At 42.8% G+C, this 14,782-nt stretch carries 10 protein-coding genes; 5 read left to right on the forward strand and 5 right to left on the reverse strand.

The window, feature by feature from the left end:
• The first annotated feature begins 5 nt into the window (after positions 1 to 5).
• From porW to M1P97_RS18165, 3 genes are all read left to right on the forward strand, one after another.
• Entirely contained in the window at positions 6 to 3,479 is a 3,474-nt protein-coding gene (porW, locus tag M1P97_RS18155; RefSeq protein ID WP_249389806.1) for a type IX secretion system periplasmic lipoprotein PorW/SprE, read from the forward strand.
• A gap of 468 nt (positions 3,480 to 3,947) precedes the next feature.
• The gene (locus M1P97_RS18160) at positions 3,948 to 7,166 is read left to right on the forward strand and encodes a SusC/RagA family TonB-linked outer membrane protein (RefSeq protein ID WP_249389807.1); all 3,219 of its coding nucleotides are present in this window, start codon (positions 3,948 to 3,950) and stop codon (positions 7,164 to 7,166) included.
• A gap of 19 nt (positions 7,167 to 7,185) precedes the next feature.
• Entirely contained in the window at positions 7,186 to 8,673 is a 1,488-nt protein-coding gene (locus M1P97_RS18165) for a RagB/SusD family nutrient uptake outer membrane protein (protein ID WP_249389808.1), read from the forward strand.
• A 215-nt stretch (positions 8,674 to 8,888) separates the two neighbouring features.
• Here M1P97_RS18165 and uxaC read toward each other — a convergent pair whose 3' ends face one another.
• The 4 genes from uxaC to M1P97_RS18185 form a co-directional block, all read right to left on the reverse strand.
• Positions 8,889 to 10,292, reverse strand: coding sequence for a glucuronate isomerase (gene uxaC, locus M1P97_RS18170; RefSeq protein WP_249389809.1), 1,404 nt, complete (start codon positions 10,290 to 10,292; stop codon positions 8,889 to 8,891).
• Between the two features lie 3 nt (positions 10,293 to 10,295).
• Positions 10,296 to 10,964 carry a bifunctional 4-hydroxy-2-oxoglutarate aldolase/2-dehydro-3-deoxy-phosphogluconate aldolase gene (locus tag M1P97_RS18175; protein WP_129731364.1) on the reverse strand — a complete coding sequence of 223 codons (669 nt, stop codon included), beginning with the start codon at positions 10,962 to 10,964 and terminating at the stop codon, positions 10,296 to 10,298.
• 24 nt (positions 10,965 to 10,988) lie between these two features.
• Positions 10,989 to 12,032 (reverse strand): sugar kinase, encoded by a 1,044-nt coding sequence (locus M1P97_RS18180; protein WP_075559324.1) that lies wholly within the window; start codon positions 12,030 to 12,032, stop codon positions 10,989 to 10,991.
• A 118-nt stretch (positions 12,033 to 12,150) separates the two neighbouring features.
• On the reverse strand, positions 12,151 to 12,594 hold the full coding sequence (locus M1P97_RS18185) for a hypothetical protein (RefSeq protein WP_195373369.1): 444 nt from the start codon (positions 12,592 to 12,594) through the stop codon (positions 12,151 to 12,153).
• Positions 12,595 to 12,795: 201 nt separating this feature from the next.
• Between M1P97_RS18185 and M1P97_RS18190 the strand changes: the two genes are divergently transcribed.
• Complete coding sequence (locus tag M1P97_RS18190) at positions 12,796 to 13,224, forward strand: helix-turn-helix domain-containing protein (RefSeq protein WP_249389810.1); 429 nt, start codon at positions 12,796 to 12,798, stop codon at positions 13,222 to 13,224.
• Positions 13,211 to 13,429: a hypothetical protein gene (locus M1P97_RS18195; RefSeq protein ID WP_249389811.1), complete on the forward strand. Its 219-nt coding sequence runs from the start codon at positions 13,211 to 13,213 to the stop codon at positions 13,427 to 13,429. Before M1P97_RS18190 ends, M1P97_RS18195 begins: the two co-directional genes overlap by 14 nt.
• Positions 13,430 to 13,523: 94 nt before the next feature.
• On the opposite strand, the gene M1P97_RS18200 is transcribed toward M1P97_RS18195, so the two are convergent.
• Complete coding sequence (locus M1P97_RS18200; protein ID WP_249389812.1) at positions 13,524 to 14,711, reverse strand: DUF418 domain-containing protein; 1,188 nt, start codon at positions 14,709 to 14,711, stop codon at positions 13,524 to 13,526.
• Between the last annotated feature and the right edge of the window lie 71 nt (positions 14,712 to 14,782).

Genomic DNA, 14,782 nt, shown 5'->3' on the forward strand with positions numbered 1-14,782 from the left:
AATACGTGAAGAGAGGTTTTTACTATATAATTTCAATATTCGTAGTACTCTTGCTTTGGTCGTGCAGCACGAAGAAAAACACCAAATCAAGTCGGTTCTATCATGCTTTTACGTCTCGTTATAATATCTATTTTAACGGGAAAACTTCTTTCGATGAATCTTTATTAGGTATGCAGACCGGTTATAAGGAAAGTTACTCCGAAATGATCCACATGTATCCGATCAGTGCACAGCCGAAAGACAAGAAAGAAACCGGAGGACCTTTCGACCGTGCTATCGAGAAGGGAAACAAGGCGATCAAGCTTCATTCGATTAAAGCAAAGCCTGCCAAGAAGCCCGGATGGCGGAACGATCCTAAACAACGTGCCTTCCAGGAGCAGGAAGAATATAACCCTTTCCTGAAAAAATGCTGGCTGCTCATTGGCCAGGGACAATTCTATAATGCCGATTTCCTGCAAGCCTCCGCTACATTTTCCTATATTGCCCGCCATTATTCGCAGGATGAAGAAATGGTGGCTGAAGCCCGCCTGTGGCAGGCACGCTGCTATTCGGAAATGGAATGGTTTTACGAAGCAGAAGATATTCTGGGTAAACTGAATACCAATGGAATACCTAAAAAGAACCTGAAACAGTATGCTTCCGTATATGCCGATTACCTGGTGAAGAACAAACAGTTCGACGATGCAATCCCCTATTTCAAGTCCGCTATCAAATCAGAAAAGAACAAACGTCAGCGTACCCGTATGAAATACCTGCTGGGACAGATCTATGCTGCACAGGATCAGGACGGGATGGCTTATAAGATGTTCAACGAGGTAGCCCGGGCCAATCCGCCTTACGAACTTGAATTTGCTGCCCGTATCCGTCAGACCGAAGTCTTTACCGGCAACAATTACCAGAAGGTGGTCAAGATGCTTACACGTATGGCGAAGAGCGATAAGAATAAGGATTATCTGGATCAGGTGTATTATGCTTTGGGTAATATCTATCTGAATCGTGAGGATACCGTGAATGCCATCAGGAACTACGAACTGGGTATCGAAAAGAGTACGCAGAACGGGTTGGAGAAAGCGATCTGTCAGATCAAACTGGGGGATATCTATTTCACCATGCGTGATTATGTAAAGGCTCAACCCTGTTTTAGCGGTGCTTTGTCAGGGATACAGAAAGAATATAAAGACTTCAAGCGTGTATCGAAGCTTTCGGCCGTGCTCGATGAACTGGTTGTACACGTGGAAGCTGTCCATTTACAAGATAGTTTACAGACCCTGGCCAAGATGCCGGAGCCGGAGAGGCTGGCTGTGATCGATAAGATTATCGAACAGGTAAAGAAAGAAGAAGAGGAAGCCAAAGCCTTGGCTGAGAAAGAAGCCTATCTGGCTGACCAGGCTGCTAAGGGAACGGGAATCGATCGTCCCGGGACAGAGACGGGCGGTATTGTATTGCCGACCACTTCAGGTGGGACCTCTTTCTATTTCTATAATCCTTCTACTGTTTCACAAGGTAAAGCACAATTCCAGCGCAAGTGGGGACGACGTGCACTGGAAGATAACTGGCGCCGCCGTAAGAAGGAAATGTCTACATTCAATGATGGCCCTCTGGAAGAAGATATGGCGGAAACAGACTCTGGTGCCGTCGGAGCAGACGGTCTGCCTCTGCAGACTGACTCACTGGAAGCCGGTCTGCCGGGAGTCGCGGCAGATGATCCCAAGTCGCGCGAGTATTATTTGCAACAGTTGCCGTTTACTGAAGAAGAAGTTGCTGCTTCCAATATAATAATAGAGGACGGTTTATATAATATGGCTATGATCTATAAAGATAAACTGGAAGATCTGCCATTGTCGATAGAGGCGTTTGAGGAACTGGAACGTCGTTTCCCGGATAACTCGCATCGTTTGGAAAGTTATTATCAAGTTTATCTGATGGCACTTCGTACGGGCAATACCGCGTTGGCTGCCGAGTACAAGACCAAAATGACGAATTCCTTCCCGGATGCTGATTATACGATCGCCATAGCCGATCCGAATTATGAATATAATATCCGTATGATGGACTCCGTACAGGATTCGATCTATCAGCAAACTTATAGTAGCTATCTGGCTAGCGACACGAGTGCCGTTCGTAAGAATTACCGGGATGTAACTGCTAAATATCCGTTGGCTACCTTGATACCTAAGTTTATGTTCCTTGATGCACTGACATATGTGCAGGCCGGGGATGCCGAAGGCTTTAAGGCCGCGTTGAAAGCGCTTGTTGAAAAATATCCGACTGCAGATGTTACGGAACTTGCCGGTGAAATGCTGAAAGGTATTCTTCGGGGCCGTACGCTGATGCAGGGTAGTGTAACCGGTATGGCCTGGAACCTGCGTTTTGGTCTGGGTGAAGACGGTTCGTTGTCTGCTGCCGACTCGGCACGTACTTTCACAGCCGAACCGAATACTTCATACCGTATGATCCTGATGTATCCGAACGGAAGCGTGGATAAGAACCAGTTACTATTTGCCGTAGCAGCTTACAACTTTGCCAACTTTATGGTGAAAGAGTTCGACCTGACCTTCGAAGAAGCAGGTCCGATGTCAATGCTCAATATCAGCGGATTTAACGGAATCAATGAAATTCTCCAGTATTATAAGATGATATATGGTAAGGACGGTTACGCCCAGGCTTTGGATAAAAATGTGGCTATCCTTCCGATATCCGACGATAATTACGAAACGCTGATGCGTGGAAAGACGCTCGAAGAATATATCAACTTCTTCGAAGAAAACTACGGCGAAGAGGTTCCTGAACTGGCTGCCCGCTGGAAGCATCGTATGGAAGCTGAAGAAGAAAAGACAGAAGAAGCAGCCGAAGAGGAACAGCAGCCGGAAGAAATCCGTCCGGAAGAAGAAACAGAAGAACCAGTTCGTCGCGAAGAAATTCTCGATACCCTTTCTGTGCAACCGGTTATACCGGAAACGGTAACAACTGTAACAACTGTAACACCACAGGATAGTGTTCCTGCCGTTCAGGCCCCGGAAGAGAAAGAACTTACATTGAAGGAGATCGAAGCGATCCGTAAACGTGAAGCTGAAGAGGAAGCAGCCCGTAAGAAGGTGGCCCGTGAAGAGTTTGAAGCACAGCAGAAGGCTGAAAAAGAACTGCAGGAGCAGAAAGCCAAAGAGCGTGCGGACGAACTGAAAAAACAGCAGGAAGAAGAAAAAGCGCTTCTGAAAGCAAAAGCTGATCGTGAAAAACAGCTTGAACAGGAACGTAAGAATAAGTTGAAACAAGCGGAAGCCGATCGTAAAGCCAAGCTGAAAGCCCGTGAAGAACTGCGTAAGCAGAAGGAGCGCGAGTATAAGGAAAGGCAAAAGCTGAAAGAAAAAGAGCGCAAGCAAAAGGAAAAAGAGTATCAGGAAAAACTCAGAGCCAAAGAGAAAGCCCGCCGTGAAGCCCAAAAGGCTAAGGAGGCGGCTGCACGTGCTCGTAAAAAATAAGTCTTTAGAAGATGGTTCGGAACATGAGTACTATGTGAACTATTGCATTTAAACAGTCTGTTACACTGTGAAAACAAAATTATAAAAAAAAGCGTAATACCGCGTACTGGAGACTTTATATAACAAAAATTAACCAAGCCCTTTTTCTTCCTTCCTGTTAAGAGGTGGATTTTTTAGCGTTTGATTTTCATATATTTTTTTATCTGTTTGATTTGCAGATTATTAAAAAAGGCCATAGTTCACATAGGACTATGGCCTTTTTTATGCTCTGTTTGCTTAAAAAAATCTTAGGTCTTTTTTGTTTGTTAACCTTGGGTTGATGGGGTGATGATCTGATTTTGAGAGATATATAGTTTGGAGCTCCCTTTGCATCAGCAGATTTGTATGATAACGCAATACTTGAAAGTTAAGTAGCTTACAGGTATAATGCAAAAACTAAATACAGTATTAATATTAAGATTGAAAGAGATGAAAAGAAAACTACAAGTGTTATTAACCATTCTGTGTTTGTTCATAGGAATGGTTACTGCTCAGGTTTCTAGAGTTACTGGCAAAGTAATTTCGGAGGAAGATAATGAGCCTGTAATTGGAGCATCCGTTTTGGTAAAAGGTACAACTATCGGAACAATCACTGATGTCGGCGGGCGATATACAATTGCCAATATACCGGCTGGTTCAAAAACATTGGTTATTTCATATGTAGGCATGGAGTCTCAGGAAATTGCAATCAAAGACGGTGAACAAATAGTCGTATTAAAGAGTGACGCTGAACAAATAGATGAAGTGGTCGTAGTCGCTTATGGCACGCAAAAGAAATCTTCTTTTACCGGTTCTGCATCAACTGTTGGTACGGAAACAATAAAGAAGCGGGCACTGACCAATGTAACTGCGGCATTGGAAGGGAATGCTACCGGAGTACAAGTCACAGCGGCAACAGGTCAGCCGGGTGAATCCGCTTCTATTCGTATTCGTGGTTTCGGTTCTGTTAATGCATCTAATTCACCTTTGTATGTAGTGGATGGAACTATCTATAATGGTAGTATAGGAGATATTAACCCGTCTGATATCGAGTCGATGACAATATTAAAAGATGCAGCTTCTACTTCTTTATACGGTTCAAGTGCCGGAAATGGCGTTATTTTAATAACTACCAAAAAAGGACGCGAAGCCGGTGGTACCGGTGTGAACCTGACTATTAACCAGGGATGGTCACATAGAGCATATGCAGATTATGCTAAAGCTGGTATTTGGGATTACTATCCGATACAGTGGCAGATGCTTAAAAACTCTTATATATCTTCTGGTAAAACAGCTTCTGAAGCAGCTTCGCTGGCCTCGACAGAAATTGGAAGTACATTAAAATATAATCCTTTTACAGGTATTGCTGATAATGAAATCGTTGGTATGGACGGTCGTTTGAATCCCGCTGCAAATTCTTTAAAATGGGGAGATGATTTGGATTGGGAAGATGCAGCTTTTAAAACCGGCTATCGCCAAGAATATAATTTGAGTTATAATACGAAAACTGATAAAAGCGATACGTATGCGTCTATTGGTTATTTGAGTGATGATGGCTATATGCTTAAAACGGATTTTGAACGTTATTCGGGACGATTAAACTATAACGTATATCCGGTGAAATGGTTTAAGACCGGTTTGAATGTGGGAGTAACACGTACCATCTCTAATTATTCGAGTTCTACATCTTCTAATTCATCCTCTTATAGCAATTTAACACGTTTTACTCGTGTGATGGCACCTATCTATCCTGTTCATAAACATGATTTGTCTACCGGCCAATATCTGAATAGCAAAGGGGAGGTTACTTCTGATCCGAATGAGTATGTTTATGATTATGACGGTACTCGTTTATCGAATAATGGTCGCGATGCTATTGCCGAAACAGAATTTAATATGCGCGAGTTTGCCCGTATGAATCAAATCGGACATACGTATTTCACTATCACTCCTATAGAAGGTCTTGATCTGACAGCTAATTATTCAATAAATAATGTCGATTATCGTCGAAAAGAGTACGAGAATCCACATGTAGGGGATGGTACAGCCGGACCGGGACGCTTAAATCAAATGTCAACCCGGTCATTGACTCAAACATTCAATCAATTGATCACTTATAATAAATCGATAGGCAAACATTCTTTCGATGTGCTTTTGGGTCATGAAAATTATTCATACAAATATGAATACTTATATGCAATGAAAACCCAGGAAACCATATCCGGAATTAATGAGTTTGGCAACTTTGTAAATATCAGTTCACTTTCCTCATATACTGATACCTATAAGAAAGAAGGATATTTCGGCCGTTTGAATTATGATTATGCTCATAAATACTATCTGTCCGCTTCTTATCGGCACGATGGCTCTTCCCGTTTTTCGAAAAATAACCGTTGGGGTAATTTCTGGTCATTCGGTGCGAGTTGGAGAATCAGCGAAGAAAATTTCATGAAAGATGTAAAATGGGTGAATAATTTGAAACTGCGTGCTTCTTATGGGGAAACAGGTAATGATGAGACATTGGATTCGGATAGTAACTCGGATTATTATCCATACCAGACATTGTATGGCCTGGGATATAAAAATGGTAATGAAGCAGGAGCTTATTTTACTGTTATCGCTAATCCTGATTTAAAATGGGAAACTCAGGTATCTACCGATGTCGCTCTTGAATTTGGGCTTTTCAACCGTTTGAGTGGTAGCATTGAGTATTTCAGAAAAGATTCTAAAGATTTATTGTTTGATGTTTCTCAACCTACCTCTGTGGGAGTACCCTCCATTATCCGGAATATAGGTAAAGTTACAAATTCCGGTGTTGAGATTGAATTGAATTATGATGTATTTAAAAATAAAGATTGGAACGTAGCGATAGGCGCTAATGCTACCTTTATTAAGAATAAGATAACAAATCTTCCTGCAACAATGAAAGAAAACGGATATGTCACCGGTTCTAAAAAATGGATGGAAGGGAAATCGATGTATGAGTTCTGGTTATATCAATGGTATGGTGTTGATCCTGAAAGTGGAAATGGTTTATATTTCCTTGACACAGATGCTTATAATGAAGCAGACGGGACGCTGACCGACGCGGCAAAGAAAACAATTGTAGAAAAGGACGGTAAGCTGTTGACTAATTCTTACAGTTATGCAAAATACGATTTTAGTGGTAGTGCTATCCCGAAAGTATATGGTGGGTTTAATCTGAAAGTGGGCTATAAGAATATCGATTTATCTGCCACTTTCTCTTATCAATTGGGAGGTAAGGTTTTGGATTCCAATTATAGAACAATGATGAGTATGACCGAGTTCGGTTATGCTGTAAGTCCTGATTTATTGAATGCATGGCAAAATCCGGGCGACGTTACAGACGTTCCTCGCCTGGATAATAATACGAATCATACCACCAGTGTAGGGCAATCTTATTCGACTCGTTGGCTGACAAGCTCTAATGCATTAAACCTGCGTTCTGTTACAGTCGGTTATGAGATCCCTAAATCATTACTGAACAGAATCATGTTGAAGAATGCCCGTTTGAATCTGACTGCTGAAAACTTGTTTATGCTGAAAGCTCGCCAGGGGTTGAATCCTATGGCAAATTACTCCGGTGTAACTTATAATGAGTATATGCCTTCTCGTAATTTTACAATTGGTCTTAATGTGTCTTTCTAATTTTTAAATGTAAGAAATCATGAAATATATTAAACATATAACGCTGGGATTGGCTGTAATTGGAGCAATGACAATCTCCGGTTGTACAAGCGATTATCTGGATACTGTTCCGACATCCTCTATTTCAGAAGAGACAATCAATTCGTCGCTGGAAAATCTTTACCTGGCACTGAATGGCATTCATAAAGAAATGGTTTCTCAGGAATCAGGTTATCAAAGTATGGGAGGAGAACCCGGGTTTATGATGAGTCGGGATGCAGAGGCTGATGATATGACCTGGCAGACCAATACCTGGATGAAAGCAGCTAATTTGGGATGGGCGTGTAATATGGATGGTAAGAATGGTTATAATACCAAGCACTGGCAGATCTATTACCAATGGATTCTGAATGCCAATAAGATATTGAAAGGATTGGATACCGTTGAAAATACAAATCAGGATCTGTTTAATCAGGTCAAAGGAGAAACTCTTTGTATTCGTGCCTGGGCTCATTTCAACCTGGTTCAACTTTATGCGAAGCGTTATGCGTCAGGAACTACAAACTCGCAGGATGGCATTCCTTACAGGGTATTACCGGAAGCGACGGAACAGGCTCGTAATTCAGTGGAAGAAGTATACAGCAAAATTAATGCAGATCTCGATGAAGCCTGTATTTTGCTAGGTGGTATCAAGGTAAATGATGTGAACCATTATAGCGATATGGTTGCCTGGGGATTGAAGAGCCGCGTCGCTTTGGCCATGCAAGATTATGCCAACGCAGCTATTTATGCTGAAAAATCGATTGCATTGGCAGAAGTTGCCGGATGTAGTCTGATGAGGGGAGCCCAGTTGAATAACGGATTTGCCAATATTACGACAGAAACGAAAGAAGCTATGTATGCTGCAATGACACCGGATGACAAGACGGTCTATTTCTATTCATTCTACGCATATATGTCATGGAACTTTAACTCGAGCGCGATTCGGCAGGGAGTAAAATGTATAAATGCTGAGACTTACCAAACCATGTCGGAAACCGATTTGCGCCGGGCATGGTGGGATCCTACGGGTGAAGCAAGTGTACCCGGAAGTTCTTATGCAAAGAATACATACCAGAATCGCAAATTTACAGCCCGTTCAACTGCTGATGCCGTGGGAGATATTGCTTTCATGCGTCTGGCTGAAATATATCTGATACAAGCTGAGGCGCTGGCACGTATTGGAAAGTATGACGAAGCACAAGCCGTATTCGCCAAGTTCCAGGTAACGCGTGACCCTGAATATAAAGCAAGTAACACCGGAGAGGCTCTGGTGGAAGAGATCATGAATAGCCGCCGTGTTGAATTATGGGGGGAAGGTTTCCGTTTCTATGACTTGAAACGTTTGCATTTACCTATTAAGCGAGGATCGAATTTCAATATTGCATTTTGTAGTTTCCTTGAAAAAGATGCCGATGCCGATGGCTGGGTATGGGAGATTCCTAAAGCAGAAACAGACTATAATTCACTTTGCAGCAAGAACTATTAAAAGTGAATTTTTCTGAAATAATTCTTTTATGAAAAGCGGTGGATAAACTTTTATATGGAAGTTTAGTTCCACCGCTTTTACTTTACAATATTAATTTATAATTTCACATTATGAAATATCTTCTTATTACTCCATCATTGAATTAGCTCAAGTTGAATTGAAGTTGGCTGGAGTACGTTTTAATTATATTATAATGTAGATAAACCTGAAATTGATTAAAATCCGAAATACTCTTTAGCATTCCTGTAGCTGATATCTTCTACCATCTTACCGATGAAAGGCAGTTCGGAAACAGGCAGTTCGCCGTTTTCCACTTCCTTGCCTAACATATTACAAAGGATACGGCGGAAGTATTCATGACGCGGATATGACAGGAAGCTGCGTGAGTCGGTCAGCATTCCGACGAAACGGCTCAATAGGCCCAGGTCGGAAAGTGTGTTCATCTGGTCTTCCATACCATGGATCTGATCCAGGAACCACCAACCGGCACCGTATTGCATTTTGCCCGGCTGTGAACCGTCGTTGAAGCTATACGCCGTTGTCATCATCACGGCACTGTCTTTCGGATTCAGGTTGTAGAAAATCGTTTTTGTCAACATACCTTCTTCTTCCAGGCGGCTGAGGAAACGAATCATCGGCTCGGCCACTTCCAGGTCGCCGATAGCGTCATAACCGGTATCCGGTCCTAGCTTCTTAAACATGCGGGAATTGTTGTTGCGTGTCGGACCGATATGGAACTGCTGTGCCCAGTTGCTGCGTGCATCCATCACGGCCAGTTCGTAAAGCATGGCAGAACGGAATTTGTTGATCTCTTCACCGGTCAGAGTCTTATTCATACGGGCTTTCATAAAGATCGCCTCTATTTCTGTATTTGTATAAGGCGTTGCATAGAAGGTGCTTAGCCCATGGTCTGATACGCGACAGCCCAATGACTCGAAAAAGTCGTGACGTTTCTGCAAAGCGCCCAGCAAATCTTTGAAAGACAGGATCGATATATTCGAAGTTGCTTCCAGTTTAGTCAGGTATTCGTTGTAAACAACAACGTTTTCGATTGCCATCGCTTTGTCCGGACGCCAAGTGGGAAGCACTTTAGTCTTCAACGGGGTGTTGAGGATCGCTTTATGATATTCCAGCGAGTCCGACGGATCGTCGGTTGTACAAACTACCTCCACATTCATACGCTCCATGATTGCCTGGGCACGGAATTCGGGTGTTTGCAGCTTCGCTGTACATTCGTCGTATATTTCGCGTGCGGTTGAAGGGTTCAACACCTTGTCTACACCGAATATACGGCTCAGTTCCAGGTGAGTCCAGTGATAAAGCGGGTTACGCATAGCGTGCTGCAAGGTGTCGGCCCACTTCTCAAACTTCTCGAACGAAGGTTTGTTGCCGGTGATATATTCTTCAGGAACACCGTTGGCACGCATCGCACGCCATTTGTAATGGTCGCCACCCAGCCAGATCTCAGTCAGATCGGCAAACTGATAATTGTCGGCAATCTGTTGCGGGATCAGGTGGCAATGGTAGTCGATGATCGGCATTTTCGCTGCATGTTCGTGGTACAGCTTCCGGGCTGTTTCCGTCTGAAGCAGGAAATCGGAATCAAGAAATGCTTTCATAACTTAACGGTATTTTTTGATGATCTCTAAAGCCTTGACACAAAGGTCTGTTATCGCTTTCCAGTCTTTCGCGGCAATAGCTTCTTTCGGGAAGAGATTAGACCCCATGCCTACACAAGTAACACCGGCTTTGAACCAGGCAGACAGGTTTTCTTCCGTCGGCTCTACGGCTCCGGTAGCCATGATTAATGACCAGGGCATCGGTGCTTTCATATTCTTAACAAAAGAAGGACCGCCAACGTTTCCGGCAGGGAATACCTTACATAAATCGCATCCCACTTCCTGTGCAAAACCAACCTCGGAAACAGAACCGCATCCCGGAGTATAAGGAACCAAGCGGCGGTTACATACCTTTGCAATTTCAGGATTGAACAACGGGCCTACCACGAAGTTCGCTCCCAGTTGCAGGAACAAAGCGGCTGTAGCCGGATCGACGATGGAGCCGATCCCCAGGATCATATCCGGACATTCTTTGGCTGCATATTTTACCAACTCGGCAAAAACTTCGTGAGCGAAATCCCCGCGGTTGGTAAATTCAAATGCACGTACACCACCCTCATAACAGGCTTTCAGTACCTGTTTGGCTGTTTCTATATCTTTATTATAATAGACAGGTACCATTCCGGTGCTGATCATCGCATCCAATACCTGCATTTTACTAAATCTAGCCATCAATTATTCATTATTAATTATTCATTATCTTGAAACTCGTCCTGAACCGTCGCCTTCCATCAATTTTTCCACTTCGTCGACAGTTACCTGGTTGAAGTCACCATATATCGTATGTTTCAGGCAGGAAGCGGCAACAGCAAAGTCGAGCGCTTTCTGATCGTCGGTCGTATAAGTAAGCAGGCCATAAATCAAACCACCCATAAATGAGTCGCCACCGCCTACACGGTCAACGATATGTGTGATATCGTAACGGCGCGATTGATATAGTTTTCCGTCTGCATAGAGAACACCGCCCCATGTGTTGTGGTTGGCATTGATCGAACCACGCAGGGTGATAATCACTTTCTTTGCACGCGGGAACTTAGCCATCAGCTGTGTACAAACCGATTCGAATTCGGCAGCGTTCACCTCACCGGCTGTTTGTGCTACGTCAAATCCTTCGGGTTTGATGCCGAATACCTTTTCTGCGTCCTCTTCATTTCCCAGGATAACGTCGCATCCGGCAACCAAGGCCGGCATTATTTCGGAAGCTGTCTTTCCGTACTTCCACAGATTCTTGCGATAGTTAATATCACAGGATACGGGAATACCCAGTTTGTTGGCTGTCTGGATCGCTTCCAGGCAAGCATCGGCAGCACCTTGCGAGATCGCCGGCGTGATACCTGTCCAGTGGAACCAGGAAGCATCTTTCAATACCTCTTCCCAGTTGATCATTCCCGGCTGGATTTCAGCAATAGAAGAATGTGCACGATCGTAAACAACCTTGCTAGCACGGGCTACGGCTCCTGTTTCCAGGAAATAGATACCCAAGCGGTCGCCTCCATAAACAATATGTGAAGTACCTACACCATATTTACGTAAATCCATTACACAGGCACGTGCAATGTCGTTTTTCGGTAAACGGGTAACAAACTCTGCTGCAATCCCGTAATTTGCCAACGATACGGCAACATTGGCTTCGCCACCGCCAAAGGTGGCATTCAATTGATTACTCTGACTAAAACGGAGATAATCTGGTGTGGCCAGTCTGAGCATTATCTCTCCAAAGGTTATTACTTTTTTATCCATGGCATAAACTTTTATTATCCAGTGCAAAAGTAGTAGATTATATTTAATTTCCTACTATGTGTGTGCGAAAACATTTATACAAAATGGAATTAAAACAGCTATGTCTTGTTTATAATAGTCAATCTTTATCTATCTCCGAAGCAAGCAGCGATACCTGTAAACATTTGTTTCCTGCACGAAGGATTGTTTTCTTCGGGTGTTCGATCCATATCGAGAGAGGATGGATGATGAAATCTTTGTCAATCGGCTCATGTGTTTTCTCTGTTTCGTGAAAGTAGGAGCGGTAATCTTTTCCGGGCTCGGCAATTTCGTCTATCCGCAGCGAAGCAATTTCATCGGGAGATAAACAAACTTTCTGTTCCCATCTTTTGCCGACAAAAGTCTCTTGTTCCAATCCCTTGTCATCCGTGTAAGTGACAACTATTTTGCGTGGAAGCAATGTATGTACGGCTACATGATAAGTCACGCAAAACGGCTCTTTTTCTTTCTTTTCGTGACTTTTCCAAAGAACCAGCAGGGATAAGGCTAACGCCATTAATAGTAGTGTGTATATTTTATTCATAACAACTCTTTGTGCAAAGTTCGGCATATAATTTTGAATAGATGTGGAATATTTACTTGTAAAATACAAGTAGCTCACTTGTATTTTACAAGTTCGTACAAGGAGCAGAAAGTCCGGATATTTTGTTATATCCCTGCATCTTCATCGAAATATGGAGATTTGTTCATATATTTGTTTCACTCTTAAAAGAAAGTGGATAGCATGGAAACAGAAAATGTAAAGGATAAGAAAGTTCATCAAGGTTTAAATGTCAGTAAGATACGCCGATATGAAGATATAAAGCAAGAGGATCTGGCGGAAAAACTGGGTGTTACTCAACAGTTTATTTCTCAACTGGAACAACAACGTGAAATAGGAAGAGATTATCTTGTAAAAATTGCAGCGATCTTGAAGGTTGCACCGGAAGTGATTGAAAACATGGAAGAGACACCGGTTTCTGTTGTTATAGAGAATAATAATTTTGAGAATGGTGGTATAGGTTATATTGGTGAAGTCAATGAATTGAACCAACACCCCGTTGAAAAGATAATCGAACTCACCAAAGAAAATGCATCCTTGTATGAACGTATGTTGGCTAATGAAAAAGAGAAAGTAGCTTTATTGGAGAAGTTATTGAATGAAAAGAAGTAAAGGTCTATGTTTTTCAGTGATTGGGAACAAAAAAAGTAAAGGAGCAGAGGTCTCCGAGTCCCTGCTTTGGGAATATGATCTTTCTCGTTTCGATTGGTATGATATGCGTACGGTGGTTGTGCAGCTTTCTTCCTTTAGCCGTTTGTTGTTGATAATTATCGACAAGCAATTGCTTAGTGTGATTTTTCTCATTCCTTCAGTATGAAATTCCTTCTTCCTGCAGATTCTTTTCTGGTTTAAAACGGACTTTACCCCCGTTTAAAATGAAATATCGCTCGTTTTAAACCAGATTTACCCTGTTATTTGGAATTGATCCAAGTCAGTTTATGCCAGAGACCTTCCAGCGGGCCTTGTTTATGTCCTTTCAGCCACCATTTACAGAAACTTACCTGCAACAGGAATAATACGAAGCCGATCAGCAGGCTGACTGTGTATCCGCAATAGGGAGCCAGATATAATCCGAACGGAAAATAGATAATAGCCCCCATAATGGATTGAGAGATATAGTTTGTCAAGCTCATTTTACCGTAAAAGCGTAATCCTGCTGTGAGTTTCTTGAATGATTCTTTCTGATAGAGCAGTACAAAAGAGGCAACCAATACGGCTGTGAAAGCAAATTTCTGCCACATATCCAGGATGACACCTACCGTTTGTTTTATCATAACGGCATCGCTGTTGTCGTAAAGCATTACTTTCAGCTGGTAAAGCGGGCAGAACAGGATGGCTGAAATGATGAGCGCTTTTACCCAGAAACGGGTGTTGTTGTCGGAAGTAACGAATAGTTGGTTTCTACCGATCAGTAATCCCAACATAAACAGTCCGGCTGTTTGCAGGAAACGTCCGGCTCCGATTGCCCAGAACAAACTTGCTTTCTGTCCCAGCGTCACATTGCCCCAGATGAAATTCCAGAAATTACCTTCTTTGGTATATTCGGCCACTTCATTATACATGGCACCTACGCCCAGGTTGGGTAAGGTATATTCAGGATTGAAGAGGCAGGCGATGTAATGAAACCATTCTACGGGCTGTAATAGAAGGATGATCGCAGCGGTCAGTACAGCTTTGTCGTTCCATTTACGGACGAGGAAAAGGAATAATCCGACAAAGCAGAAAAGCAATAAGACGTCACCTGCCGGGAAAAAGGCGGCATTTAGCGTGGCAAAACCTGCCAGCAGAAGCAGACGCCAGAGGAAACGATATCCGAAGTCTTTTCCTTTTCTTAGTTGATTGGTATATTGAATGTAAAATGTGAAACCGAATAAGAGCGAAAAGATTGCATAAGCTTTCCCTGCAAAGAGAGAGAAAGTAACACTGAATACACCTTCGTCGAGGATATTAAGCCATTCCGGTTGGTTGGCAGGGTCGGGATATACCGGAAAGATGAAGTGTTCCAGGTTATGAACAAGAATAATAGCCAGTACGGCAAAGCCGCGCAGGGCGTCTACCACTTCGATGCGTGGAATTTTTGTAAGGGTTGTTTGTTGCATAGTCTCTATCTTTATAAATTATGGTATTAGAATTGAATTACAAATGTATTGAATTTTTGGAGATGAATTGT

Origin of the sequence: Parabacteroides leei, from assembly GCF_023369805.1 — a bacterium.
Lineage (GTDB): Bacteria > Bacteroidota > Bacteroidia > Bacteroidales > Tannerellaceae > Parabacteroides > Parabacteroides leei.